The following is a 24,721-nucleotide window of genomic DNA, read 5'->3' on the forward strand; positions in this document are numbered from 1 at the left end:
CCGACGGCTCGCCGGGCACGCGAAAGCCCCCTCCCCCCGGCGGGGAAGGGGGCGCAACAGACCTGCGCCGAGGGCTAGTTGTTGGTTTTCGAGCGGGCGAAGAATTCCAGTTCGGCTATCGCCACCTGCTTGTCCTTCGCCGCGCCGAAGGCGGAGCGGAGGGTCAGGCGGACCGAGGCGGCGTCGCGTACGCGGACGTTGATCTGCTGGACTCCGCCGTCGTTGATCGAGCGGTGCGAGAGGTGCTGCTTGCCGCTCGTGTCGGTGACGATCAGGTCGAACTCCTGGGGGCGGGCCTGTTCCGACTGCTGGCCCGTGCGCTTGGAGGTGCCCGGGGTGATCAGGAGGGCCAGCAGGTCGGTCGGCTGGCCGAACGTCGCCTCCAGGTAGGTGCCCTCCGCGTCGCCCGCGTAGCCCGTGCCCCACCAGGTGTTGGAGTAGCTGTCGCCGGCCAGTTCCGGGCCGTGCTTGGAGTCCGAGTGGGACGCCTTCCACTCCGTGGGGTGGACGGCCACGCGCTTGGCGAAGTGGTCCTGTACCGCCCGCGCCGCCGGGGGGCCGCCGACGATGCCGCCCACCACGACACCCACGACGGCAGCAGCGATCAGGACCCTTGCTATCCAGCGCTTGCGGTTGCGGTGCAGCGCGGGGCGCTGGCCGGCGTACGGGCCGGTCGCGTGGTCCTGGCGGCGCGGCGTGAGCGGGGTCGCGCAGCTGCGGCAGAAGTTGCGGTGCTGGTGGTTGGGGGTGCCGCAGGCCGGGCACGGCTCGCCGGTCTCCTCGACCGGACCGGCCGAGCGCACCCGGGGGCGGGCCGCCTCGGGGCGGCCGGGCAGCACGGTGCCGGGGGTCTCGGGCGTCGGGGCGGGCGCGGAGGCCTCGGCCACGGGTACGAGCAGGGCCCGGGCGGCGTCGGACGCCGAGGCGGCACGGGTCTCGGGGACCGGGGCGGTGTCCTGTGCGTCACGGGCGTTCCGCGCGGCCTGGGCGTCCCGCGCGGCCTGTGCGGCCTGGGCGTCACGGGCGGCCTGGGAGTTCTGCGCGGCCTGCGCGGCCTGGGTGTTGCGCGGCTCGCTCGGCACCGCCGGGGTCGGGACGGTCATCGCGTCCGGCCGGGTGGGCGGGGTCGTGGGCACGGGCGGAGTCGCGGCCCCGGGGACGAAGACCGGAGTGCCGGCCGGCGGCGTCGGGGCGTCCGGGGCGATGCTCCGCCGGGCGGGATCCGGGGCGGCCGCGGGCGGGGCGGCGTCCGCGGCCGGCGGTGCCGTCGGCGCGGTCCAGCGCAGGAACGCGCCGCAGGAGTCGCAGAACGACTGCCCGGTGGCGCGGGCCGGGGTGCCGCAGTCGGGGCAGGGGACCATGGCCGGGGTGGACATGAGAGGTCAGTTCCCTTCGTGGGTGAGGGTCTTGCGAGCGGATACCTCGGCCGTGAAAGGGAGGTGCGCGGGACGGGCCGCCGCCACCACCGCCTCAAGGCGGTGGGAGTCGACGGTGGACGGGTCGGACACCTTGAGGGTCACCCGGAGGGACGGCTTCGCGTCGCCGGGGAACGGGCCGAGCGGCCGGGCCGACCAGGCCGCACCGCCGCTCTCGCTGATCTCGGGGCGTACCCCGAAGGCGAGTTCGACCGCGCGCGACAAACCCTCGGCGGTGCCCCGGACGCGGTGCAGGGAGACCGCCGTCGCCACCGCGTGACGGCGGATCTCCAGCGGCTCGGTGCCGTCGAGCTCCGTGCCGACCCAGCCCGTCAGCCAGTCCACGAAGTCCTCCGGCGCGATCGCCGGGTCGAAGTACGCCTCCAGGCAGTCCAGGACGTTGAACAGCGGGGCCAGCACCACGTCCAGGCCCTCGACGAAACGCTGGGCGAAGTCGTCGTCCGCGTACACCGCGGGCAGCTGGCCGCCCAGCGGGTGCGAGGAGGCGAGCCCGTCGACGGATCCGCGCGCGCTCATCGGGCCTCGATGACGCGGACGCGGTGGTCGAAGGGGAACAGCAGGGCGGACGGCGACAGCTCGATGCGGTCGGTCGCGTCGCCGCGGCGGCCGGTCAGCGGGTCGGCCGGGTGTAGCAGCACCTCGTCGACCAGCTCCACGCCCGGCACCCGCTGGAGCGCCGCGAAGATCTCGCCAGCCCGCAGCGGACGCCCGAAGGGCCAGCCCGTGCCGTGGGCGCCGCCGGTCAGCGGGTCCAAGTAGGAGTAGAGCGCGTTCAGGGCCTCGTCGCGCACGTGGTCGGCCTTCGCCGCGCGGAACGAGTGCAGGGTCGCCACCACCGTGACGCCCTGGTAGAACGGCGGGCCCACCGCGAGGCGGGTGCCGAGCGGGCGGCGGTCGTCCAGGAACGAGGTGACGCGGCCCAACAGCTCGTCGCCGGGCACCAGTTGCTCGAAGCGCAGCCGGCCGCCCCGGTCGGGCACGGCCTGCGGGACGACCAGGACGCGGACCGCGTTCTCGCCCGAGTCGTCCGCGTCCGCCGCGAGGCAGGCGATGCGGGCGGTCTCGGGGGCGGCCCGGCGGGCCAGCTCCTCGTAGTCGCGGGCGGTCACCGCGCGCTCCTGGGCGCGCAGCGCGATCGGAGCCCGCGTCTTGGCCTCCTCGACGGTCTCGCCGTCGACCCCGCCGCGAGCCGCCTCCCGGTTCTCCACCCGGGAGATGTACGGGATGGAGCTGCGAAGCACCTGGATCGCGCCCCGGGCGACATTGCCGGAGCGGCCGCCGCCGGTGCCGTACTGGGAGGCGCGGATGGCCGCGCCCTTGATCGGTACGGCTCCGAACTGCCGTACCGAGCCGTCCGGTTGACGCACCGAGGGGCCGAAGGCGAGCTCGCCGGTGGCCGCGTCCAGGGTGAAGTGGCGGTCGAAGGGGGACGAGGACGCGAAGTCGCCCACCATCTCCCACTCCTCCCAGCCCTCGCCCGCCGAGATCTCCAGGCGTACGCCGCCGACGACGGGCGCGTGCGCCAGCATCAGGCGCTGGCCCGGGACGCCCTCGGAGTCGCCGAGCGACTCGTCGCGCACCGACTCGGAGTGCGAGACGCGGGTGGTGCCGCCGATGGTGAAGGCGGAGGCGCCGCGCACGGTCGGCGAGACGCTGTAGAACGGCTGGCCGGGGGCGGCCTCCACGACGCGGCAGCGCAGCCAGCCCGCGTCCAGGCCGCCCATGCGGGACACGATGTGCGCGGGCGGCATGTGCAGGATGACCTCGCCGGGGCGGTTGAGACCGCCGGTGCTGTCCTCGGCGACCTCGCACTCGGCCCAGCCGTCGGCCGTCCACGCCTCCCACACCAGGGGCGGCTGGCGCGGGTCGACGCCGACACCGTCGACGCGGCTCTCCAGGCGCAGCGCCGCCGTGCAGTTCGGCAGGGCCGCCGACAGGCCGAAGAGCAGGACGTCGCCGGGGAGCGGGCCGGAGCTGAACACCGAGACGTCGTTGCCGCCGAGCACGTCCTGCGAGCAGTTCTCGGGCGCGGAGCCGGCCGGCTGGCGCAGCACCTGGTCGAGCCGGCAGGGCACGATCGTCAGATCGTCGTCGGTCGCGAAGACCACCGCCTCCTCGGTCTCGGTGCGGCCGGTGGTGACCTCGGTGCCCCGGGGCAGCACGACCGGCTCCGACTGCGGAGCCGACAGCCAGAACGTCACCGAGGCCTTGGCCGCCGACGGCGGGAACAGGGTCACGCCGAGCAGGTCCAGGAAGGCGAGCTGGTTCTTCTCGGGGACCCGGTTGAGCCGGTACACCAGCTGGTCCGCCATGTGCGCGACGGCCTCGATCAGGGTGACACCCGGGTCGGAGACGTTGTGGTCGCTCCACTCGGGGCAGCGCTGCTGGACGTAGCGCTTGGCGTCGTCCACGAACTGCTGGAAACGGCGGTCGTCGAGGTGGGGTGCGGGCAGGGCCATCAGTTTCGTTCGCTTTCGCCGGGCGTCGGGCCTGGCTGGTCGCCGCCCTCGGAGGGAATGACGTAGAAGGGGAAGACGAGGCTGCGCGGGTTGTTGGTGCCCCGCACCGAGTAGCGCACGTCGATGTGGAGCACGGTCGGCTCGTCGGGGGCGGGGGTCACCGTGACGTCCTCGACCTCGATCCTGGGCTCCCAGCGGTCGAGCGAGGTGCGCACCTCGTAGCGGATGCGCCCGGCGGTGGCGTCGTTGACGGGCGCGAACACCAAGTCGTGGACCGCGCAGCCGAATTCGGGACGCATGGGACGTTCGCCCGGCGCGGTGGCGAGCACCAGGCGCATGGACTCCTCGATCTCACGGTCGCGCCGGGCCAGGGCGATGCCGCCGCCCGGCTCGGTGCGCATCGGGAAGGCCCAGCCGGCCCCGACGAAGTGTTCGCTCATCTCAACTCTCCTAGATGATCGGCGCGCCGTTGACCAGCGGGGCCGCCGACTGGATCGAGAAGGCGGGCGCGTTGACGAGGACGGTCGCCGAGTCGATGGTGAGGTTGGCGATCGCGTTGATGGTCGTCGCGCCGACCGAGTTCAGCGCCATCAGGCCGCCCGCGCCGATGGAGGCCTCGCCGCCCGCCTTCATGTCCAGGGCGAGGCCCGCCTTCACGTTGATGGCCATGCCCGCGTCGATCTCGATGGCCCCGCCCGCCTTCAGGCTCAGGTTGCCGCCGGCCTTCAGGGACAGGTTGCCGCCCGCCTCGATGTCGACGGTGCGCATGCCCTTGATCTCGACGCTGCCGTCGCTGTTGATCGTCAGGGAGGTGCGGGCCTCGTTCAGCTGGATGTGCAGCCTGCCCTTGCCGGTGCGCAGCCGGATGCCGCTGGCCATGCGCGCCGCCCCGCCGCTTTCGAGCAGCTCGACGGTGTGCCCGCTGCGGGCCGTCAGGGAGCGCCAGTTGATCTGCCCGCTGGTCGGGTCGACGGCCGGGTAGTTGTCGGGCTCGCGGGTGGGCTTGTCGATGCCGTTGTAGAGGCCGGCGATGACGTACGGGTGCTCAAGGGAGCCCCGGTCGAAGGCGCAGAGCACCTCGTCGTTGACCTCGGGAAGCAGCAGCCCGCCGCCGTCCCGGCCGCCGAACTGGGCGACCCGGCACCAGTCGCTCTCGTACGTCGCGGACAGCCACGGGAAGCGCAGCCGGACTCGGCCCATCCGACGCGGGTCCTTGGTGTTGGTGACCAGGGCGACCGCGACGCCCGGCATCTGCGGGGCCTGCTCGGAGCCGCCCGAGGCGAGCCCGTACAGCGAACGGAACTGGCGGCCCGAGACGTTCAGCCAGGTCGTGTACTTCTCGCCGGACGCGAAGACGTGGCGTACGCCGGTCGCGGTGTACTTGCCCTCGAACGGGAAGCCCGCGCCCTTCACGGCGATGGGGGTGCCCGGCTTGAGCTGCGGGTTGCCGGTGACGGCGACCTCCAGCTCGGCGAACGCGCCCGTCACGTCGTCGGCGAGGGCGCGCGAGGCGTGCGTGACCTCCGACAGGGTGGTGTGCGGCACCTGGGTGGCGGTGAGCTCGGCGGGGCCGAAGGGCAGCGTCACCTGGCCCGGGGTCATGTCGGCGACGATGTCCTTGCTGGTGACCGCCGGGGAGGGCGCGTTGAGCTGCTGCCGGGTCCGCATGTCCCAGCCGCGCACGTTGACCTTGCGGACCTGCCCGGCCGCCGTCATCGAGGCCCGGCTGTGCAGGGTGTTCGCCCCGAAGTCGAGGACGTACGGGCTCTGCGCGGCCGCCGTCGTGTCGGAGGGGGCGCCGGACGCGGGGGCAAGACCCGCGAAGTTGAACTTGCCCTTGTTGTCGAAGGACAGGCGGACGTCGTTCTCGGCGGCCAGGCGGGACAGGAAGTCCCAGTCGGTGATGTTGGGCTGGGTCGCCAGGTCGTACACCGTCGACGTCGACTCGATCTTGCCGATGGACAGGCTGTTCATGCCGGCGACGCGGCGCGCGATGTCGGAGGCCGTCATGTTCGGGTAGCCCTCGACACGGCGGTTGCGCAGCAGCCGGTGGCCGGGGTCGTAGCCGCGCACGACCAGGGTGCGGCCGGCGCCGGGCTCGGCGTCGACCTCCATCGCGGTCACCTCGCCGGTCAGCATCGGGTCGCCGCGCCTGCCGTCGGTGAACGGGCTCAGGATCGCCTTCGCCCCGATCTTCAGCATCGGGAACTTGGTGGTGAGCTGGCTGTCCTTGTCGCTGAAGGTCAGCTGGAAGGCGGCCGGCACGTTGACCGAGGAGTCCACCCAGCCCTCGATGAGGCGCAGGGCCAGCGCGTCGGGCAGCACGGTGCCGTTCAGCTGGACGTGCAGGACGGTGGTGAAGGTCTTCTCGGTCACGCGATGTCCTCGGAGGAAGCGGGCAGCAGCAGCTCGGTGCCGGGCCTCAGTCGCATCGGGTCGTCGATCTCATTGGCCTCGGCGATGACGCGCCACTGGGTGGCGTCGCCGTACTCGCGCCAGGCGAGCGAGGCCAGGGTGTCCCCGGACACCGTGCGGTGCACCCGGCGCGCGGAGAGGGCGCCCGAGGTGGGGTTCTGGCGCTTGGTCTCGCTGGACACCTCGGTCAGCGCCAGCGAGCAAGTGGCGCGCAGCGGCATGCCGTTGGGGCTGAACAGGGTGTAGTTGGCGTTGACGCTGGTGACGTACGCGACGAACTGGACCGTCGAGAACGAACCCCAGCTGAACTCCACCCACGGCGGCGACGGCGCCTTCGCGCTGATGCTCTGCGAGGTCACCTCGCAGCAGGAGAGCAGCAACTCCACCTGGTTCTGGACGGTGTTGGAGCTGGGCGTGCCCGAGGCGTCGAGGAACACCTCCAGCTGGAGCGAGGCCGGCATCGCGCCGGTGAACTTCGGCGGCGCGCCCCGGCTGTAGGAGACGGCGGGCGTGGTGATCCAGTTGGCGGACCGGCCCAGCTGCACCTGCGACGGGTTGAACTGGAACTTCACCTCGCCGATGCGCCCGCCCATCGAGCCGCCCAGATCGGTGGGCGGCTGGTGGATGGCGAGGGTGGCGCGGGACAGGCCCGCCGACTTTCCTCCGGTGGGAGCGGCCATGCTCACGCACCTCCCGCGTCGGTGAATCCGTGGTGGGCGATCTCCAGGGTCTCGGTGGCCACGCTCGGGCTCGCCGGGTCGAGGCTCGGCCCCGTCCAGCGCACCGGCAGGACCTCGACGAGACCCCACTGCGCGACGATCGAACCGTCCGCGCGCAGCGCCGCGATCTGCGCGGTGGGCCGGGTGATGCCGGTGGCGAGCGAGGAGATCCAGGACGCCACCTTGGAGGTGTCGGCGGTCAGCGGCCGGGTCAGCCGGATCGTGGAGAACGTGACCCGGGTGGGCAGCTGCCACACGAACCCGTTGTTGCCGCCCTCCTGGCGCTGCTCCACCTCGACCTCCGACGCGAGCCCGTCGCACCCGTTGAACAGTCCGAGGTTCTGGCCGTCGATGGTCAGCTTGAAGAAGACGGTGGAGCCGGGGTCAAGGGTGGAGGGCATGGGGTGGTCTTCCGTCGGTGGGAGTGGTTACGGGCAGGTGGTGGCGGTCAGCGGTCGCGCAGCCGCCCGATCCGTTCGCGGTCCCCGCGCAGCTCGGCGCGGAGCAGCCGCGAGAGCGGGGCGACGAGTCTGCGGGCCAGGGCGTCGATGTCGTGCGCCGGCGGCTCGGCGTCCCCTGCGGGCGGGGCGCTCGTGGTGGCGTGACCGGCCGGTTCCGTCCGCTGCACGACGGCCGGACCCGCCTGCCGCTGTACGGGGGCGGAGTGCGCGGGCTTCGGCGCGGGGGCCGGGGCCGGCGGGGCGGGCGGAGCGCTCCGGCGTACGGGGACGACGGGCGCCGGGGCCGGCTCGGCGACGGCCCGCTGCACGGTGGGCTGCGCCAGGCCGGGCCTGGGGGCGGGACCGCGCAGCGGCACGACGGGCCGGCTGTCGCCGGTGGCCGGGGCGCGCTTGAGCGGGGCGGGCAGCGGGGACGAACTCGGGCCCGGTCCCGGGGTGTTGGGCACGCCGGGAAGGCTCGGCGCGCTCTGGTGCCGGGTGGTGAGCGGACGGGCGGAGGCGAGCGGAGGCCCGTCGACCGCCGCACGCTGCAAGGGGGTTGGCCCGGGCAGGCGGACCTTGCGGAGCGGCTCGGCGGGCGCGACCGGGGTGACCGGGGCCACCGGTTCGGGTGCGCTCGCACGCTGGACGGCGGGGACGTCAGCCGGTGCCGGTGCCGGTGTGGCGAAGGGCGAGGGGGCCGGGGCCCGCACGGGGGCAGGGGCGGGGGCCGGGGTGATCGGCGCCCCGATGAGCGGCCGCCGCCGCCCCGTGTCCGGACCCGCCGGACTCTGCATCCGGCTGACCCGGCGCACCATGGGCTTGCGCTGCACCGGGGGCGCGGCTTCGGCCGGCGCAGGGGCGGGAGCGGGGGCGGGAGCCGTGGCGGGGGTGGGCGCGGGTGCGGGCTCGGCGGGCGCGACGGGACGGCGCACCACGCCGACCGGGTCGAGCTGGTAGGACGGCACCACCGATCGCGGAGCAGAGGTGAGCGAACGCCCGCCGGACGCGGCCGCGCGCTGAACGGGCATGGGCAGCACGGGAGTTGACCCGCCCGACGTGGTGCGGCGTACGGGCACCGCGGCCTGCGGCGAGTTCCGAGCGGCGCGCTGCGGGGAGGCCGAGGGCGCGGCGGGACCGGCGTGACCCGACGACTGTGCGGCCGGGCTCGGCGTGGGCGCGGCCGGACCGGCGTGGCCCGACGACTGTGCGGCCGGACCGGCGTGGCTCGACGGCCCCGTGGCAGCACGCTGTACCGAAGGAGCCGCCCCGGACCCACCGAGGGGCGCCGCCGTCGAGCGGGGACCCGCCGGGCCCGACCCGGGCCCGGCAGCCCCCTGAGCGACCCCGGGCGACCCCTGCCCGGAACCGCCCGACGGGCTGCCCTGGCTGCCGGTCGATGGAGCAACCGGCATGTGAATGGGCGGAGTTGACCCCACGGTCGGCCGCGTCACGGGAGCACGCGGCGGCTCCACCGTCCCGGCCGAATGCGTCCCTGCCGAATGCGTAGCGCCCGCATTCGTAGCGCCCGAACGCGTACCGCCCGAATTCGCGGCGCCCGAATTCGCGGCGCCCGCATTCGTCCCGCCCGCATTCGTACCGGCCCGCTGAACGACGGCGGGCGCGTCGGCAGCCCGGGGAGCCGGTGCCGGGGCGGCCTGGCCTGAGGGAGTGGTGCCGGGGCGCGGGGCGGGGCGGGAACCGGCGGGGTTGCCGCCTGCGGGGTTGGCGGCCGTGCCGGGCGGCACCATGGCGGACCGCTGGATGGGGGGCCCGATGGGGCTCGCCGGAACGGGCTTGTCCGCACGGGTGGGCCGGACCGGCGGCGCGGGCGGCGTGGCCTGCGATGCCGGGGCGGACGCGGCCCGCTGGACCGGCGAAGCCGGAGTCGGGGCCTGGGCCGGGCCGGGGCCGGGCTTGGACGCCTCACCGCGTACGGGCATGGGCTCGGGCGCGGCGAGGCTCGGCGGCACGGGGCGCTGTACGGCGGGGGCGGGGGCGGCCGGGGTCGCGGGCGCGGCCGGAGCGGACGCCGGGGCCGCCTGAGCCGAAGGGGCGGGCGCCTTGCCGGGGCCGTCGGTCGAGGGCTTGGCGGAAGGCGCGGCCGTCCGCTGCACGGCGGGAATGCCGGTCGGGCCCGGGGAGCGGGTCTCGTCGCGCCCGCTCTTGCGCACGGGGAGGTCCATGTCGCCCTGCGGGGCGTCGGGTCGCGCGGGGGACACGGGAGGCGCCGGCGTCTTGGCTCGCTGAACGGCGGGTGACGGCGGCGTCGGGGGCGTCGAGGGTGTCGAGGGCGCCGGACCGGTCGGCCGCGCAGGCTTGGCGGCGGGTTCGACTCGCCGCTGCACGGCGTCCGTCGGGCCCGAAGAGGGATTGCCGGCCGAGGCGCGCCCGGCTGCGTCGGGGCGCGGGGCGGCGGGGGCCGGGCTCGGCGTGGCGGGGGTGTTCGTGGACCCTCGTGACGGCTGAACGGGGTTCTGCGCAGGCGTAGTTGAGCGGGGCGCGGCCGCCGGCGGTGTCGTGGAGGGACCGTTCGCCGAAGCGCTCGGCGGGGTGGCCGCCCGCTGGACGGTCGGGGCCGTCGGCGCGGGGGTGTTGGCGGCGCCGGGCGAAGACTTGACCGGCATGGGCTGGGCCGACGAGGACCGGTCGGACGAAGGCTGAGCGGCTCGCTGCACGGCGGGCCCCGGACCAGGGGCGGCCGGGGTGGCCGGAGCCGAGGGCCCGAAGTTGCTCGCGGGGCGGGATGCGGGCCCAACGGGCGTCTGTGCGGCGCCGGTTGAGGGTGCCGGAGCCGGGGGAGCGGGCTGCATGGAGGAATCCGGCGTCGTACCGGCGCTCCCCCGCGTGGCGCGCGGAGGCGTCGCCGCGCGCTGTACGGCGGGAGCCGGGCCGGCCGCAGGGGTGGCCGAGGACGCGGCGGACCGCCGCACAGCCGGAGCCGCTGCCGAACCGCCGGAGGCGGGCGCCGAAGAGCCGGGCGCGGCGGCCGAACGGCCAGGGGCCGGGGCGGAGCCACCAGTGGTGGGACGCGTCCCACCACTGGCCGGAGCGGAAGGAGCGAGCCCCCGGGCCGAAGGCCCAGAGGCGGGGGCCGCACCACCCGAGGCCGGAGCCGAAGCGCCGGGCACGGAGGCGGAGCCACCGGACGTCGTGGCTGAACTACGCCCAGGCGAACGGGAGTTGTCGCTCGAAGCCGCACCCCGAGTCGAAGGAGTGGCCGGAGCCGAGGACGTGGCCGACCGCTGGACGGCGGGCCCACCGAACGGCGCGGAAACGGACTCACCGGCACCGGCACCCGGACCGGCACTCGCCGTGTCCCGTACCGCCACCGGCAGCCGGAGCACCGGCAGGGGGAGGGGCGACGGGCTGCCGACGACCGGGGTCAGGGCGTTGTGGAGAACGCCGTGCGGGGCCGTCGGGGAGACCGCGTGCGTCAGCGGACGTACGACCGAGAGGTCCTGGTGCGCGGCCAGCGTCGAGCCGAAGCCCGACTCGGCCGTGAGGCGGGGGGCCGCCAGGGCGCGCTGCATCACGGGCGCGGCGGCCCAGCCGCCGTCCCCCTGGGCGGGGGACGGCGACGGGACGACCGGGGTCACGGCGTCCGTGGCCGCCTGGGCCGTCGTGGCCGCCCCGGCCTCGGACGGCCGGTTACGCCGGCGCTTGAACAGGGCCATCCCCCGTCACCGCTCCCCTTCGCCTTGTTCCACCAGTGCCGCCACCCGCCGTACGTACGCCCGCCGGTCCGCATGCTCCAGGTCGAGGATGGAGTCCATGTCCCAGTGGAAGTGGTAGGCGAGGTACGCGGTCTCCTCCTCGATCCGGTCGGCCGCGTACGTCACGATTCCCCCAGGCGGCTCCCGGCCAGCTCGACCTCGAAGGACTGCTCGCAGTGCGGGCAGGCCACCGCGGCGCGGGTGTGGCCCTCGGCGTTGATCTGCCGGTAGAAGTCCTGGAGGAAGGCCAGGTCGGAGGCGAACATGCTCTCCACCGTGCCGTCGTGGACGTCCCCGAGCGTGCCGAGCCGGGTGATGACCCGGCCGAGCAGGACCACCGAGAGGTACGCCGGGTTCTCGCGGACCCGTACGTCCCGCAGCGGGACCAGCTCGTCGCGGGCCGTGGCGAGCCGCATCGCGCCGCGCCGGTGCACGGTGCCCGACTCGTCGACGTACCCGCGCGGCAGCTCGAACTCGAACTCGGTGCGCAGGGTCTCCCGCGCGCCGGACGCGGCCGGGGTGGTGGTGTCCACCCCGGGCGCGCCGGCCATTCCAGGACCTTCGCGGCGCATTACTCGATGACCAGCTCTTCGAAGGTGATGGTGACCTGCTCGGTCATGGCCGAGGCGTCGCCCGCCTTGACCGCGCTGACCTCGACCTTGGTGCACCAGGCGTTGCGCAGGTTGTAGCGCTTCACCGGGCTGTCCTGGTAGTCCATCATGATGATCGAGGCGTTCTTGCGGGCCGAGCCCATGTTCCCGTCGATGGACTGCTTGATCCACTCGGAGAACGTGGCGGACTGCGTGGCACCGCGGGTCACCGTGCACTCGCCGGCCTTCTTGACGCCGGGGAGCTTCTTGATGATCGGCTTGCCGTCGGCCGAGACCTGCTGGTACTCGATGACGTCCTGCTCCATCGAGAGGCTGCTGACCTCCTGCAGGTACTCGACCATGACACCGTCGATCTGCAGGCCGAAGTTGTGGGTAGTGAGCGCATCACCAGGCTGAAGCGACATGCTGGTTTACTCCTGTTCGTGCGAAAAAGGCTGTGGGACAGGCGAGTTGGGGCGCGGTCTACTCCTCCAGCTCGCCGCCGCCGCCCGAGAACTGGGCGAGTCGGAACACGACGAACTCGGCGGGCTTGACCGGCGCGATGCCGATCTCGCAGACCACGCGGCCGAGGTCGACCGACTCCGGCGGGTTGGTCTCCTGGTCGCACTTCACGTAGAAGGCGTCCTCGGGGCGCTGGCCGAACAGGGCGCCGTTGCGCCACTCGTTGACCAGGAACGCGGAGATGTTGCGGCGGATGCGGGCCCACAGCGCCTGGTCGTTCGGCTCGAACACCACCCACTGGGTGCCGATGAGGATCGACTCTTCGAGGTAGTTGAAGTAGCGGCGCACGTTCAGGTAGCGCCAGGCCGGGTCGGAGGCGAGCGTACGGGCGCCCCAGACGCGGATGCCGCGGCCCGGGAAGGCGCGGATGCAGTTCACGCCGACCGGGTTCAGGAGGTCCTGCTCGCCGCGGGTGATCTGGAGTTCCAGGTCGACGGCGCCGCGCACGATCTCGTTCGCGGGGGCCTTGTGCACACCGCGCTCGGAGTCGTTGCGGGCCCAGATGCCGGACATGTGACCGGACGGCGGGACGACCTTGGTCTGGCCGCTCGACGGGTCGAAGACCTTGATCCAGGGGTAGTACAGGGCGGCGTAGCGCGAGTCGTAACCGGCCACGTCCATGCGCCACTTGCGGATGTCGCGCGCGTTGAGCCCGGGCGGCGGGTCGAGGACGGCCATGCGGTCGCCCATCAGCTCGCAGTGCGCGACCAGGCCGAGCTGGACGGCCTTGACCTGCTCCAGGTCGATCAGGCCCTGCTGGTAGGCGGACATGAGGTCCGGCACCGAGACCATGTTGATCTCGTCGTAGGCCTCCAGGCCACCGAAGCCGGTGCGGTCGGCGGAGTCGCCGATGAACTGGCCGGACTCGATCCGGGCGACCGTGCCGCTGCTCGTCGGGGCGGGCGCCGCGGCGGGGGCCGGCGGGGCCAGGGTGACGGCCTGCGCGTCCGGCTTGGCCAGCTGGCCACCGGCCACGGCCTCCTCGACGGTGATCGTCTTGGAGCGCTGCTTGACCTGCGTGACGACGTAGTTGCGGGCCGACTTCTTGGCGCTGACGTCGAAGTTCTCGACGACGGTCTCGCCGTCCTTGACGACCAGCTTGAAGCGGTCGCCGTTGCCCTCGCCCTCGGCGTCCTGCACCTCGACGGTCAGCGCGCCGTTGTTGGCGGTGCCGGCCGTGATGGCGGAGACCTTGAACGTGCCGAGCGCCACGGCCTCGCCGGCGGTGATCGCCTGCGGGGCGGAGGTGGCCGAGGACTGCGGGGCGGCGGCCTTGCCGGCGCCGTCCTCGGAGCCGCCGACGCGGACCACGTAGGCGGCGGTACCGCCGTTGTTGAAGAAGCCGTAGACGGAGTGCGCCAGGTAGTACCCGTCCGTGAACTCGCCGAACTCGGCGACGTACTGCGACCAGTTGGTCACCAGCGTCGGCTCGTTGAGCGGCCCCACGGGTGCGAGCCCGACGAAGGCGGCCACCGAGGTGCCGACCCCTTCGATGGGGCGGGATCCGCTGGCGACTTCCTCGACGTAGACGCCGGGGGACAGGTAGTTGGGCACGGGAAGCTGCTCCTTGATGCTGGGTGTACGGAGGGTGGGCTAGCGCCCAGAAGCTGAGGGGCCTAGCTGAGCGCGGGGCGGAAGGCTCACTCCGAATCCGAGCTGCATGCGGTTGTCCCGCCCCCCGAAACGCTGCCACCGGCCAATTACCGGTCCAGCCTCGCGTAGCGCGGGCGGCGCGGGGAGGGAAGAAGGTGCGTGGACGAGGGCAGCACAAGCTGCCCTTCCGGTCATCGGCGCGGGTTCGCCCGGCCGGATCGGGTACGGCTCATGCCGGATCCGGACCGGTCCCTCCGTGGTGAATACCCCGGAAGGGGCCGGTCAGCCCTCGTCCTCGTCGTCGTCCGGCAGCGCCGGGCCCGACGGGGAGCAGAGCCGTCCGGTGCTCAGCCGGTTCGCCTCGCGGACCTTCTCCAACAGCTCCTCCCTCCGTCGCCGGTCCTCCGCCGCCTGCTGTTCCGCACTGCTGTCACTCATGGCGCGTACCCCCTAGGCACGTATGCCGGCTCCGTCCACGCCGCCCCAGTCCGTGATCGTGCAGTAGCTGTCCGTACGTAGCGTGCTCCCCCGGGGCCCCCTCTGGCCAGGGGCCGGCCGCCTCCCCCCAAGGCCTTATGGGCCAGGGGGGACCCCCATGACGGGCTGAAATGCCTTGGTGCGGGCCCGCACCAAGGCATTTAGGGGCGCGGGGAACTGCGCGACCAGCCACGCACGGTGGACGGACGAAACCGGGTTCAGGGGCGCGGGGCTGTGACATTTGCGGCCCCGCCGCGTGGGCGCGAACGGCCCCACGGCCCGCAGCCGAAAGCGGGTTTTCAGGGGCGCGGGGCTGTGACATTTGCGGCCCCGCCGCGTGGGCGCGAACGCCCCGCACGGCCCGCAGCCGAACAACCACTCCCGGAACCCCGCGCAGCGAACCCGCGTCCTCGCTCAAGGGGGTTCGGAGCGCGCCCCCTGAGCCTTCCGCGACGACTCGCGACTATTTACCTGGCCCATACGGAACGTAAGAGGCGCCCGGCCCGTCTTGGGGGCAGGAGCCGTGCCCTTTTGGCCCGTTACCCGGGGGCAACAGGGGGCAGTTCAAGCCAACCCCCGGTGCGACAGGTGTGCGGATGCGGGCCTCGGAGGCCTCCTGGCGTAGCGTTTCGGTGACCGGACGAACAGGATCCGGGGGGCCGGAAGGGCAAACGTCGGGGGACGAATCGGCCGGGGTGGAGTGACAGGAAGAGGCGGCGGCGCGTGACGGAATCCGGCGGAGCGGGCGTAAGTGGCATAACCGGCGGCGGAGCCGACCGGCTGCGGTTCCGGATGCTCGGACCCGTGGAGGGCGACTTCGACGGCCGGCCCCTGCGGCTCGGTCCGCCCCAGCAACGGGCCCTGCTCGCCGTCCTGTTGCTGCGCGGCGGCCGGCCGGTGTCCATGCCGGAGCTCCTCGACGCGATCTGGGGCGAACGGCTGCCCCCGCGCGGAGTGGGCACCCTGCGCACCTACGTCTCGCGGCTGCGCACCCTGCTCGAACCGGGCCGCCCCGCCCGCACCCCGGCCCGGCTCCTGGTGTCGGCCGACGACGGCTACGCGCTGCGGGTGCCGTCGGCCGCGCTCGACACCACCGTCTTCGAGGCCCGGCTCGCCGAGGCCGCCCGGCTGCGGGGCGTGGGCGACGTCGCGGCCTCCCACCAAGAGCTGTCCGGCGCGCTCGATCTGTGGGGCGGCAGCCCGCTCGCCGGCCTTCCGGGTCCGCACGCCGAGCGCCAGCGCGACCGGCTCACCGAACTGTGGCTCTCCGCCCGCGAGGACCACTTCCACGGCGCCCTCGCGCTCGACCGCCACGTCTCCACGATCGCTTCTCTACGCGCGTTCGCCGCCGAACACCCCCTGCGCGAACGGACCCAGGCCCTCCTGATGCTGGCCCTTCACCGGGCCGGCCGCCAGGCGGACGCGTTCGCGGTCTACGAGTCCACCCGCCGCACCCTCGCCGAGGACCTCGGCGTCCCCCCGGGCCCGGAACTGACCGCCCTGCACACCCGGTTGCTGAACCGCCCCCGGCAGGACTCCGCCACCCCTCCCCGCCCCCGGCAGGAGTCCGCCACCCCGCCCGCCACGTCTTCCCGCCCCCCGGTCCGGGCCCGCCTCACCCCGCCCGCGGCGGCCCCGGTCTCCGCCCCCGGCCCCGCGCTCCCGGTGCCGGCCGCCGCCCGCCCGCAACGGGTCACGGCGCCCGCGCGCCCCGCACCCGCGAGCCCGCCGGCCCGCTCCCGTCCCACCCAACTGCCGCCCCCGATAAGGGACTTCACCGGTCGCGAAGGCCCGCTCGGCGAGCTGACCACCCTCCTCCAGGAGGCCTCGCAGGCCCGGGCCGTGGGCGTGGCCGTGCTCACCGGCCTCGGCGGTGTGGGCAAGAGCGCGCTCGCCGCCGCCGCCGCGCACCGGATGCGCAGGTCCTTCCCCGACGGGCAGCTGTACGCGGACCTGCGCGGCGCGGACGCCGAGCCCGCCGACAGCGCGGACGTCCTGACCCACCTGCTGCGCTCCCTCGGCGTGGCCGAGGGCGCCGTGCCCGACGACGCGGGCCAGCGGGGCGCCCTGTTCCGCTCCCTCCTCGCGGGCCGGCGCGTACTGATCCTGCTCGACAACGCCCGTGACACCGCCCAGCTACGCCCGCTGCTCCCCGGCACCCCCGGCAGCGCCGTCCTCGTCACCAGCCGCACCCGGATCGTCGGGCTTCCCGGCGCCCGGCTCCTGGACGTCGAGGCGATGGCCGAGCGGGACGCGCTCGCCATGCTGGAGACGATCGTGGGCGACGGGCGCGTGGCCGCCGACCCGGAAGCGGCCCGCCAACTCGTCGCCGCCTGCGGGTACTTGCCGCTCGCCGTACGCATCGCGGCGGCCCGCCTCACCGCCCGCCCCGACTGGGCGGTCGCCGACCTGGCGGCCCGGCTCGGCGACGAGTGCCACCGCCTGGACGAGCTGGAGGCGGACGGCCTCGGCGTGGACGCCGCCTTCCGGCTCAGCTACGAAGGCCTCGACGCGGACGCCGCCCGCGCCTTCCGGCTCACGTCCGCCGCCGCCGTACCGCTCTTCGGGCGGGCCACCGCGGCCGCCCTGCTCGACATCGGCGAGGACGCGGCCGAGGACGCCCTGGAGGCCCTCGTCGACGCCGGGCTCCTGGAGGCGTCCGGGGTCGACCGCTACCGCTTCCACGATCTCGTACGGATCTTCGCCCGGCGCGTGCTCGCCGACTCCCCGGACGCCGCCGAGCGGCCCGCCGCCCAGCGCAGGCTGCTCCACCACGTCCTGGCCACCGTCACCCACGTCGTGCGCTGCCTGCGCCCGCTCAGCGGCGTACCCGATCTGCTGTACGCGGCGCAGGCGCCCGGCTACCGGCCCGTCGACGCCGAGGCCGCCCGGGCCTGGCTCCAGGACTCGCACCAGCTGATCCGGGCCACCGCCGAGCAGGCGCTCGGCAAGGGGCCCTGGGCCGACCTCGGCGAGGAGGCGCTGGCGCCCGCCGTGGACCTCCTGACCGGCTGGGCACACCTCGTCCTCGGCACCGCCCGGCGCCGCGAACTCCAGGGCCCCGCGCGGCGCGCGCTGGCCGCCGCGCACTGCCACGGCGACTCCCGCTCGGCGGGCCGGGCGCTGCGCCTGATCGCCGCCGTGCCGCAGCCGGGCGCCGACACCTACCGGGGCATCGAACGCACCCTGCGCCAGGCCCTGCGGTTCGCGGCGCTCGCGGCGGACCCGCTGACCGAGTCCGAGGCCTCGTACGAACTCGCCATGATCCTGGCCGCGATGGGCCGCACCGACGAGGCGCTGCCCCTGTTCGAGCAGGCCTACGCCCGCTTCGTGGAAGTGGGCAGCCAGGGCGACGCGGTGCGCGTCCTCGCCCATGTCGTACGCGCCCACATGGTCCTCGGCCACCGCGAGCGCGCCGAGACCGCCGCGGACGAAGTACTGCGCTCCGCACGGGAGTTGGGGGACCGGGGTACGCTCGGTCATGTGCTGTACCAGATCGGCTGCGCGCTGCTCGCGGGCGGCCGGCCGGTACGGGCGGCGGCGCACCTGCGCGAGTCGCGTCAGCACCACCAGTGGGTCGGCGACCTGCGCTGGGAAGCGCTGGCCTGGGCCCGGCTCGCGCACTGCGCGCTGGCCAGGGAACGGCCCGGGGAGGCGGCGGCCTGTGCGACGCAGGCGCTGTCCATCGAGGGCGACCTCGGTGACCCGTTCTGTCGCGGCCTCGCGCTCGCGGCGCGCGGCCGGGCGCTGCTCGCGCTCGGCGAGACACCGGCGCTCTCGGCGCTGGCCTCGCTGCGCACCGCGCACCGGCTGCTGAGCGCACGGGGCGCGGCGGAGGCCGACGAGCTGACCTCGCTGCTGTGGACCGCTCCCACGGTCCCGAGACAGCCGGGCGCCCCGCCGGGCTGTTCGGCCGCCGGGGCCGCGAGTGCAGCCAGGGCTGCCCTCTGACAGAGCCTTTTGGGCAGGGGGCCGTCCGGCGTGCCCCCTAGCCTTCCCCCATGACCATGTGGACGTCTCTGGACCCGGCCGCTGTCGCCGTCGATCCCGGTGGGCGGGCCACCGCGCGGCTGCGCGTGCGCAACACCGGGGACACGGTCGAGGAGTACCGGCTCTCGATCGTCGGCGACCCCGCGGGCTGGGCCCGGGTGGAGCCCGACACCCTGCGTCTGTACCCCGGCAGCGAGGGCACCGCCGAGATCTCCTTCGCGCCGCCCCGCACCCCCGACGCCCTGGCGGGACCGTCCTCGTACGGCATCCGCGTGGCGGCGCGCGAGCGGTCCGAGGTGCGGGACGTCCTCGAAGGCCAGGTCACGGTCGCGCCCTTCGCCGAGGTGCGTGCCGAACTGCTGCCGCCGAGCCTGGTGGGCCGGTTCCGCGGGCGGGCCTCGGTCGCCGTCGACAACCTGGGCAACACCATGCTCACGGCGTCGCTGATCATCCGCGACGAAACCAACCGGCTCACCTACGAGCTGACGCCGAACTCGGTGCAGGCGGCGCCCGGCCGGGCCGCGTTCGCCAAGCTCGACATCCGCCCCCAGCAGGTGCGTTGGACCGGCTCGGCCGAACACCACCGCATGACCCTGTCGGTGCGCCGCTCCGGCGACGACACCCCGCTCCAGGTCGTCGGCGCCTTTGAACAGCGCGCCGTGCTGCCGCGCTGGCTGCTCATGGTGGGCAGCGGTCTCGTCACCGCCTCAATCGCGGCCGTGGCACTGTGGCTGGCCTTCCAGCCGAAGGTGAACACGGCGACGGCCGAGATGCAGGCGGGCGCCGCCGCGCAGCCGGTGCCGCAGGGCGCCGAGTCCCCGCTGCCCTCCGCCCCTCCGTCCGCGCCCCCGGTCCAGACCGGCGCGTCCGCCCCGGCCGGCGACGGCTCGGGCGGCGCAGGCGGTGGCGGCGGTGGCGGGGATGCCGCTTCCGAGCTCGGCGGCGGGCCGCCGGTCGTGCCGCCGCCCCCGAAGAAGGCGGCCGCCGCGCCGAACGCGCCGGTGGGCCCGGTGTGGGACGTGGGGTACAAGCCGGACGACATCGTCACGTTCGCCCAGTACCGCCTGGCCACGCTCGGCAACGAGTGCACGCTGAAGTCCGGCTGGACCGCGGGCATCATCGATCAGGCCACCCAGGCCTCGCTGACCTGCTACCAGCAGCACGTCATGCGGGACAAGAAGAGCAGCATGCAGCTGACGGCCACCGACAAGAAGCTCGGCACCCTGGGCCGGGCCACCCTCACCTCGATGTGGGCGCAGGGCATCCGGGCCGACGACGTGAAGAGCGGCGCGAACAACTACCAGGTCACGCAGCTCGCCGCGGCCCTGTGGTGGGCCAATCAGGCGCAGATCTCGGACGTCGACCTCAACCGCGACCGCGACTACGCCAACAAGGGCATCGACTACTTCAAGGCAGGCCAGAAGAACGGTCACCCGATGAAGTCGGACGGGAACCTCGCCAAGGCGGTCAAGGACTACCAGTCGGCCGTCGGTCTCCCGGCGACCGGGGTCGCCGACACGAAGACCCTCAACTGGCTCGTCGGCGGCGACGTGAAGGGCCGTGGAAACCCGGGCCGTTAGCGCCGGCGTTAGCGGGCGTTAGTCCCTGCTGACCGAGGCCTGAGAGGCTGCTCGCCTCTTCAGACTCCCGGGCGGTCGTTCCCCCGCGACCGCCCGGGTCCAGCTCCGTCCGGTGGCCCCCGCAGAGCCACCGGACCAGCGGGGATGGCCGGTCGGGCAGCGAGTCCTGCCCCCGGAACTGCCCCTTCCGGCCCTGTACTTCAACCCCTGCCCCACTTGACTCGTGGCGTGAGTATGTGGACTGCCCTGGAGCCCCCCGCCACCACCGTCGCCCCCGGTGACAGCGCCGTCGTCAGGCTGCGGGTGCGCAATACGGGGGACACCGTCGAGGAGTACCGGCTTACGCCGGTCGGTGAGGCGGCCGGGTGGGCGCGGGTCGAGCCGGCCGCGTTGCGGCTGTATCCCGGGGCGGAGGGCACTGCCGACATCACGTTCGCGCCGCCGCGTACCTCGGACGCCGTCGCCGGGCCGAGTGTGTTCGGCATCCGGGTGGAGCCGCGTGAGCGTCCGTACGAGGCGGATGTCGTCGAGGGCCGTCTCACGATCGGTCCGTTCGCCGAGATGCGGGCGGAACTGGTTCCGCGTTCGGTGCGGGGCCGGCGTCGCGCGCGTGGGCGCCTGGCCGTCGACAACCTGGGCAATCAGCCGCTGACGGCGTCGTTCTCCACCCGTGACAACGGGGACGCGGCCAATGTCGAGGCCAACCCGACCGCGGTGCGGGTCGATCCCGGCCGGGCCGGATTCGCCGAGGTGGCGCTCACGGCCGTGAACGTGACCTGGTTCGGCGGGACGCGTCAACACCCGTTCACCGTCTCGGTGTTGAGGTCGGGCGACGCGGCCCCGCAGGAGCTGCGCGGCACCTATCTCCAGCCGTCCGTGTTCCCGCGCTGGGTCCTGGCGGTGGGTTCGATCCTGCTGGCGCTGCTCGTCGCGTTCGTGATGATCTGGCTCCGGCACGACACCGGCGTCAAGAGCCAGGCGGCGGAGCAGGCACCGGCCAAGCAGGTGCCGCTGCCGCAGGGTTCGCAGACCCCGCTGCCGTCCGCGCCGCCCTCCCCGTCGACGCAGCCGTCCCCGCCGCCGTCGGCCCCCGCGCCGCCCGCGCCCAAGCCGAAGCCGGAGAGCGGCGGTTCCGGAGGGGGCGGTGGTGGCGGTGGTGGCGCTCCGAAGAAGCCCACGTACGACCCGACCAAGCTGGTCCGGATCCAGTCCGGGCTCGGGATGTACCTGACGACGGCGACGGACCAGAAGCCGGAGGGGCGGTACGTCTACGCCGCGCACGAGATCCGGGACAACCCCACGTGGGACCAGTACTGGTACGTCCGGCCGCTGCCGAAGGACGAGTTCGCCTTCACCTCCTCCTCCGAGCCGTGGGCCGTCGCCGACAACACGCGCGAGGGGAACCAGGTGCAGATGTGGGGGGCCTCTGGTGGTGAGCCCAGTCTCACGAACGGGCAGATGACCAGCAACCAGAAGTGGTCGATCCAGCCGATCGAGGGGGCGGACGGGTTCGTCCGCCTGGTCAGCAAGGACGGGGCTTGGTGCATGTCCGACCTGACCCCGAACGACACGAAGCACCTCCAGGTGATCGAGGTCCGCCCCTGCGGAGCCCTCCCCGCCGACCAACAACGCTGGCGCATAGTCCCGTAGCCCCCTGGGGCTCCGCCCCAGACCCCGTTCGCGCCTGAACGGCGCTCGTCCTCAAACTCCCCCAAGGCCTCAAGGGCCAGGGGGGACCCCCATGACGGGCGGGGCTGTGACATTTGCGGCTCCACCGCGTGGCCACGCCCAGCCACGCACGGTGGACGGACGAAATCGGGGTCGGGGGCGCGAGGAACTGCGCGAACGGCCACGCACGGTGGACGGACGAAAACGGGATTGGGGGCGCGGGGAACTGCGCGAACGGCCACGCACGGTCCGCAGGCAAAGGCGGGGTTAGGGGCGCGGGGAACTGCGCGAACGGCCACGCACGGTCCGCAGGCAAAAGCGGGGTTGGGGGTGCGGGCACCTGCGCGAGCGGGCCGCACGCGCAGGTGCCCGGCGTTCAGGGGCGAGCCCCGGGCAACCTAGGGGGCCCAGGCCGTGCCCAGGCCAGGGACGAGGCGGCCGGACTTCACGTACTCGCGCCGCGCGCCCGCGCGGACGTCCGCGATGGACACCGCGGAGCCCCGGCCCGCCGCGAGATACCCCGCCGTCACCGCCGCGGAGCGAATCGCCCCGCCCGCCAGCTCGAACTCCTTCGCGCACGCGTCGAGTTCCGCGTCCAGGCCCGCCTCCTGCGGCACCCCTGCCAGACAGCTCCGCCACAGCACGGCGCGCAGCGCCACGTCCGGGAACGGGAAGTCCACCACCAGGTCGAGCCGCCGAGTGAACGCCTCGTCGATGTTGGCCCGCAGGTTCGTGGTCAGGACCGCGATCCCGTCGAACGCCTCAAGCCGCTGGAGCAGGTACGCGCTCTCCAGGTTCGCGTACCGGTCGTGCGAGCTCTTCACCTCGGACCGCTTGCCGAACACCGCGTCCGCCTCGTCGAAGAGCAGCACCGAGTCCGTCCGGTCCGCCTCGACGAAGATCTTCTCCAGGTTCTTCTCGGTCTCGCCGACGTACTTGTCGACCACGGACGACAGGTCGACGACGTACATGTCCAGGCCCAGCTCACCCGCGACGACCTCCGCCGCGAGCGTCTTGCCCGTGCCGGAGTCGCCCGCGAACAGCGCGACCACCCCGCGCCCGCGTCCGCCGCCCGTGCGCAGCCGCCACTCGCCGAGCACCCGGTCCCGGTGCCTGGCCCGACCCGCCAGCTCGTGCAGCATGGCGAGCGGCTCCTCGGGCAGGACGAGGTCACCGAAGCCGACGGCCGGCCGCACCCGGCGGGCGTGCCGGTCGAGCAGCGGTGCCGAGAGCAGGCGCGCGCTCCGCTGGACGTGCGCAAGGCCCACCGGCGCCCCCTCGAACCCGGCGAGCGCCACCGCGCCCCGCGCGGCCCGCCGCACCTGACCGGCGCCGAGCCGGTAAGGCCCGACGGCCTCCGCCAAGTCGCCTTCGTAGGAGGGGAGTTCCTCGGTCCAGGCGGTCAGCGGGTCGGTCTCGACGGTCGTGTCCTCCAGTGCGAGCAACGCCGCACCGGGGGCCCACGTGGGGTCGTACGGGTCGGTCCCGGCGAACACCACGGTCACGTCCGGCGCCGCAAGCTCCCGCACCAGCGGCCCGGGCTGCTCGTCCGGCAGCTCGACGACCACGGCGGTCCTCTCCCCGCGCAGCCGGGCCTCGCGCAGCAGGGCGCGGGCCGCGGCCGGATCGGCCCGCTCGGGGCGGTGGCGAAGGACGGCCCGCCCGGCGCCGCGCAGGGCGGAGGTCACCGCGTCCGCGCCGCTCCCGGCCCGCCGCTCGCGCAGATGGACGGCGACCGGATCGGCCGCGAGGGCGATCCGCGCCGCGAGGCCCTCGGTGGGCGCGGTCCCGCCGGGTGGCAGCAACTCGACCCGGGCGTCGGCCAGTTGGCCGTCGGGGGTGTCGTCGCCCAGGAGGTGGGCCACCACCCGCTCGGGGACCCGCAGCGCGCGGCCCGGCAGCGGTCGCTCCTCGTCCTCCAGGGTCACGAGCCCGCCGGTGATCAGCGGCGCCGCCGCGTGCAGCCGGGCGCGCGCGACCGGGTCGTACGGTCCGGTCCCCGCGAGTTCAAGGGCGAGCGCGACCGAGGCGCGGCGGCGGCCCACGTCGTCGTTGAGGTAGCCGTACAGCGGCTCGAAGCGCCGGTCCACGTCGGGCGCGAGCGCCGCCACGAGGAGCAGCGTGTCCAGCTCGCCGAGCCCGAAGTTCCGGGCCAGTGCCGCGAGCCGGTCGCCCGGGGCGGGTGTGAACGACCCGTCCAAGGGCGGGAGTTGGGGGTCAGGGGTGGGGGTGGGGGCGTTGGCCAGGCGGGAGGCGGTCTCCGCCGAGACGTACAGGCCCCGCAGCGGGTCCTGGGCCGTCGGGTCGTCGGCGGAACGGGCCTCGACCAGGGCCGCCACCGTCGTACGCAGATGGTCGAGCCGGAGCAGCAGGGCGCGGGCGGCCTCGTTCATCGGGCGCCACCGTCCTGCGAGTCGGCGTTCCTGGCGCCACCGGAGGCGGCCCCGCCGTCCGGTGCGGGCACGGCGATGTCCTTCCCGCCACCGGTCCGCGAACCCCGCATCAGCCGGGGCTTCGCGTCGGCGGGGACGCCGTCGCGGCCCCGTACCGTGATGACGCCCTCGGTGACCGGCGGTGCGACCGGGTACACCGGAGTGACCGGGAACGGTGTCGTGATCACCACGTCGAGCGAGGGCTTCAGCTCGCCGCCGAGGGCCGACCAGATGTCGGCGAGCGAGCGCGACTCGGCCGGCGGCACCGCGACGGTCAGCGGTATGGACACGTTGTAGGCGTCGAGCGCGTGCGGCACGAACTCCTGCGGCAGCATCTCGTGCGGCAGCAGGCACGCCAACGCGCCCGAAAGCAGGCGGTGTTCGTCCTCGGGGCGGCTGGTCCACGCGGTGAGGAGGTAGGAGAGCCGGTACCAGCGCGGCGGCTGCCGCCTGCGCAGCACCACGCCGTTGGCGTCCCGCTCCGCGTACGAGCCGCGCTCGCGGCGGGCCACGTCCTCGCGGATGTCGTACAGATAGGCGTTGAGGGTCGGGGTGTTGCGGCGGGCCGCCCAGTCACGGGTGGGGGCCTCGAAGACGACCTCCCCCGTTCCCTCGGGCAGCGCTCCGCCGCGCAGGATGCGCCGCAGCGCCTCGTCTATTTCGTGGATCATGGAGCCAGTTTCC

The 24,721-nt window shown here is 74.2% G+C and carries 20 protein-coding genes; 5 read left to right on the forward strand and 15 right to left on the reverse strand.

From position 1 onward, the window contains the following. Positions 1 to 74 precede the first annotated feature (74 nt). From ACFYZA_RS21825 to ACFYZA_RS21860, 8 genes are read right to left on the reverse strand one after another with little or no spacing between them, the layout of a single operon-like run. The gene (locus ACFYZA_RS21825; protein ID WP_388492211.1) at positions 75 to 1,376 is read right to left on the reverse strand and encodes an NADase-type glycan-binding domain-containing protein; all 1,302 of its coding nucleotides are present in this window, start codon (positions 1,374 to 1,376) and stop codon (positions 75 to 77) included. Positions 1,377 to 1,382: 6 nt separating this feature from the next. Further along, complete coding sequence (locus tag ACFYZA_RS21830) at positions 1,383 to 1,952, reverse strand: phage tail protein (RefSeq protein ID WP_382583470.1); 570 nt, start codon at positions 1,950 to 1,952, stop codon at positions 1,383 to 1,385. After that, positions 1,949 to 3,895: a putative baseplate assembly protein gene (locus ACFYZA_RS21835; RefSeq protein WP_382583473.1), complete on the reverse strand. Its 1,947-nt coding sequence runs from the start codon at positions 3,893 to 3,895 to the stop codon at positions 1,949 to 1,951. The genes ACFYZA_RS21830 and ACFYZA_RS21835 overlap by 4 nt, the downstream gene beginning before the upstream one ends. Further along, a complete protein-coding gene (locus ACFYZA_RS21840; protein ID WP_100575471.1) occupies positions 3,895 to 4,335 on the reverse strand; it encodes a GPW/gp25 family protein in 441 nt (146 codons plus the stop codon). Before ACFYZA_RS21840 ends, ACFYZA_RS21835 begins: the two co-directional genes overlap by 1 nt. A gap of 10 nt (positions 4,336 to 4,345) precedes the next feature. Next, complete coding sequence (locus ACFYZA_RS21845) at positions 4,346 to 6,271, reverse strand: VgrG-related protein (protein WP_382583476.1); 1,926 nt, start codon at positions 6,269 to 6,271, stop codon at positions 4,346 to 4,348. Next, the gene (locus ACFYZA_RS21850; protein WP_382583478.1) at positions 6,268 to 6,990 is read right to left on the reverse strand and encodes a LysM peptidoglycan-binding domain-containing protein; all 723 of its coding nucleotides are present in this window, start codon (positions 6,988 to 6,990) and stop codon (positions 6,268 to 6,270) included. Before ACFYZA_RS21850 ends, ACFYZA_RS21845 begins: the two co-directional genes overlap by 4 nt. Before the next feature lie 2 nt (positions 6,991 to 6,992). Further along, the gene (locus ACFYZA_RS21855) at positions 6,993 to 7,430 is read right to left on the reverse strand and encodes a phage tail protein (protein WP_100575468.1); all 438 of its coding nucleotides are present in this window, start codon (positions 7,428 to 7,430) and stop codon (positions 6,993 to 6,995) included. Between the two features lie 47 nt (positions 7,431 to 7,477). Beyond that, complete coding sequence (locus ACFYZA_RS21860) at positions 7,478 to 8,500, reverse strand: hypothetical protein (protein ID WP_388492213.1); 1,023 nt, start codon at positions 8,498 to 8,500, stop codon at positions 7,478 to 7,480. Between the two features lie 766 nt (positions 8,501 to 9,266). Between ACFYZA_RS21860 and ACFYZA_RS21865 the strand changes: the two genes are divergently transcribed. Continuing rightward, positions 9,267 to 9,515 (forward strand): hypothetical protein, encoded by a 249-nt coding sequence (locus tag ACFYZA_RS21865; protein ID WP_388492214.1) that lies wholly within the window; start codon positions 9,267 to 9,269, stop codon positions 9,513 to 9,515. Positions 9,516 to 9,989: 474 nt separating this feature from the next. Beyond that, a complete protein-coding gene (locus ACFYZA_RS21870; protein ID WP_388492215.1) occupies positions 9,990 to 10,133 on the forward strand; it encodes a hypothetical protein in 144 nt (47 codons plus the stop codon). Positions 10,134 to 11,152: 1,019 nt separating this feature from the next. Here the strand turns inward: ACFYZA_RS21870 and ACFYZA_RS21875 are convergent. The 5 genes from ACFYZA_RS21875 to ACFYZA_RS21895 form a co-directional block, all read right to left on the reverse strand. Next, a complete protein-coding gene (locus tag ACFYZA_RS21875) occupies positions 11,153 to 11,311 on the reverse strand; it encodes a DUF6760 family protein (RefSeq protein WP_162952566.1) in 159 nt (52 codons plus the stop codon). Next, complete coding sequence (locus ACFYZA_RS21880) at positions 11,308 to 11,736, reverse strand: hypothetical protein (protein WP_382583492.1); 429 nt, start codon at positions 11,734 to 11,736, stop codon at positions 11,308 to 11,310. The genes ACFYZA_RS21875 and ACFYZA_RS21880 overlap by 4 nt, the downstream gene beginning before the upstream one ends. Positions 11,737 to 11,756: 20 nt before the next feature. Further along, a complete protein-coding gene (locus ACFYZA_RS21885) occupies positions 11,757 to 12,200 on the reverse strand; it encodes a phage tail protein (protein ID WP_382583495.1) in 444 nt (147 codons plus the stop codon). Between the two features lie 58 nt (positions 12,201 to 12,258). Then, a complete protein-coding gene (locus ACFYZA_RS21890; RefSeq protein ID WP_382583498.1) occupies positions 12,259 to 13,851 on the reverse strand; it encodes a phage tail sheath family protein in 1,593 nt (530 codons plus the stop codon). A 321-nt stretch (positions 13,852 to 14,172) separates the two neighbouring features. Next, positions 14,173 to 14,328: a hypothetical protein gene (locus ACFYZA_RS21895; RefSeq protein WP_382583501.1), complete on the reverse strand. Its 156-nt coding sequence runs from the start codon at positions 14,326 to 14,328 to the stop codon at positions 14,173 to 14,175. Positions 14,329 to 15,090: 762 nt separating this feature from the next. On the opposite strand from ACFYZA_RS21895, the gene ACFYZA_RS21900 reads away from it, so the two are divergent. The 3 genes from ACFYZA_RS21900 (at position 15,091) to ACFYZA_RS21910 (ending at position 21,587) form a co-directional block, all read left to right on the forward strand. Then, entirely contained in the window at positions 15,091 to 18,318 is a 3,228-nt protein-coding gene (locus tag ACFYZA_RS21900) for a BTAD domain-containing putative transcriptional regulator (RefSeq protein WP_388492216.1), read from the forward strand. Between the two features lie 50 nt (positions 18,319 to 18,368). Further along, the gene (locus ACFYZA_RS21905) at positions 18,369 to 19,937 is read left to right on the forward strand and encodes a peptidoglycan-binding protein (protein WP_388492218.1); all 1,569 of its coding nucleotides are present in this window, start codon (positions 18,369 to 18,371) and stop codon (positions 19,935 to 19,937) included. 228 nt (positions 19,938 to 20,165) lie between these two features. After that, positions 20,166 to 21,587 carry a hypothetical protein gene (locus tag ACFYZA_RS21910; RefSeq protein ID WP_388492220.1) on the forward strand — a complete coding sequence of 474 codons (1,422 nt, stop codon included), beginning with the start codon at positions 20,166 to 20,168 and terminating at the stop codon, positions 21,585 to 21,587. Between the two features lie 416 nt (positions 21,588 to 22,003). Here ACFYZA_RS21910 and ACFYZA_RS21915 read toward each other — a convergent pair whose 3' ends face one another. Beyond that, a complete protein-coding gene (locus tag ACFYZA_RS21915) occupies positions 22,004 to 23,998 on the reverse strand; it encodes an AAA family ATPase (protein WP_388492221.1) in 1,995 nt (664 codons plus the stop codon). Next, positions 23,995 to 24,708, reverse strand: coding sequence for a DUF4255 domain-containing protein (locus tag ACFYZA_RS21920; RefSeq protein ID WP_382583515.1), 714 nt, complete (start codon positions 24,706 to 24,708; stop codon positions 23,995 to 23,997). Before ACFYZA_RS21920 ends, ACFYZA_RS21915 begins: the two co-directional genes overlap by 4 nt. Between the last annotated feature and the right edge of the window lie 13 nt (positions 24,709 to 24,721).

Source organism: Streptomyces sp. NPDC001828, assembly GCF_042892175.1.
Lineage (GTDB): Bacteria > Actinomycetota > Actinomycetes > Streptomycetales > Streptomycetaceae > Streptomyces.

What these genes read in the sequence shown, in the direction of transcription:
- ACFYZA_RS21825 (WP_388492211.1), bottom strand. Translation starts at nt 1,376, where the DNA reads ATGTCCACCCCGGCCATGGTCCCCTGCCCCGACTGCGGCACCCCGGCC.
- ACFYZA_RS21830 (WP_382583470.1), bottom strand. Translation starts at nt 1,952, where the DNA reads ATGAGCGCGCGCGGATCCGTCGACGGGCTCGCCTCCTCGCACCCGCTG.
- ACFYZA_RS21835 (WP_382583473.1), bottom strand. Translation starts at nt 3,895, where the DNA reads ATGGCCCTGCCCGCACCCCACCTCGACGACCGCCGTTTCCAGCAGTTC.
- ACFYZA_RS21840 (WP_100575471.1), bottom strand. Translation starts at nt 4,335, where the DNA reads ATGAGCGAACACTTCGTCGGGGCCGGCTGGGCCTTCCCGATGCGCACC.
- ACFYZA_RS21850 (WP_382583478.1), bottom strand. Translation starts at nt 6,990, where the DNA reads ATGGCCGCTCCCACCGGAGGAAAGTCGGCGGGCCTGTCCCGCGCCACC.
- ACFYZA_RS21855 (WP_100575468.1), bottom strand. Translation starts at nt 7,430, where the DNA reads ATGCCCTCCACCCTTGACCCCGGCTCCACCGTCTTCTTCAAGCTGACC.
- ACFYZA_RS21860 (WP_388492213.1), bottom strand. Translation starts at nt 8,500, where the DNA reads ATGCCCGTTCAGCGCGCGGCCGCGTCCGGCGGGCGTTCGCTCACCTCT.
- ACFYZA_RS21880 (WP_382583492.1), bottom strand. Translation starts at nt 11,736, where the DNA reads ATGGCCGGCGCGCCCGGGGTGGACACCACCACCCCGGCCGCGTCCGGC.
- ACFYZA_RS21885 (WP_382583495.1), bottom strand. Translation starts at nt 12,200, where the DNA reads ATGTCGCTTCAGCCTGGTGATGCGCTCACTACCCACAACTTCGGCCTG.
- ACFYZA_RS21895 (WP_382583501.1), bottom strand. Translation starts at nt 14,328, where the DNA reads ATGAGTGACAGCAGTGCGGAACAGCAGGCGGCGGAGGACCGGCGACGG.
- ACFYZA_RS21905 (WP_388492218.1), top strand. Translation starts at nt 18,369, where the DNA reads ATGACCATGTGGACGTCTCTGGACCCGGCCGCTGTCGCCGTCGATCCC.
- ACFYZA_RS21915 (WP_388492221.1), bottom strand. Translation starts at nt 23,998, where the DNA reads ATGAACGAGGCCGCCCGCGCCCTGCTGCTCCGGCTCGACCATCTGCGT.
- ACFYZA_RS21920 (WP_382583515.1), bottom strand. Translation starts at nt 24,708, where the DNA reads ATGATCCACGAAATAGACGAGGCGCTGCGGCGCATCCTGCGCGGCGGA.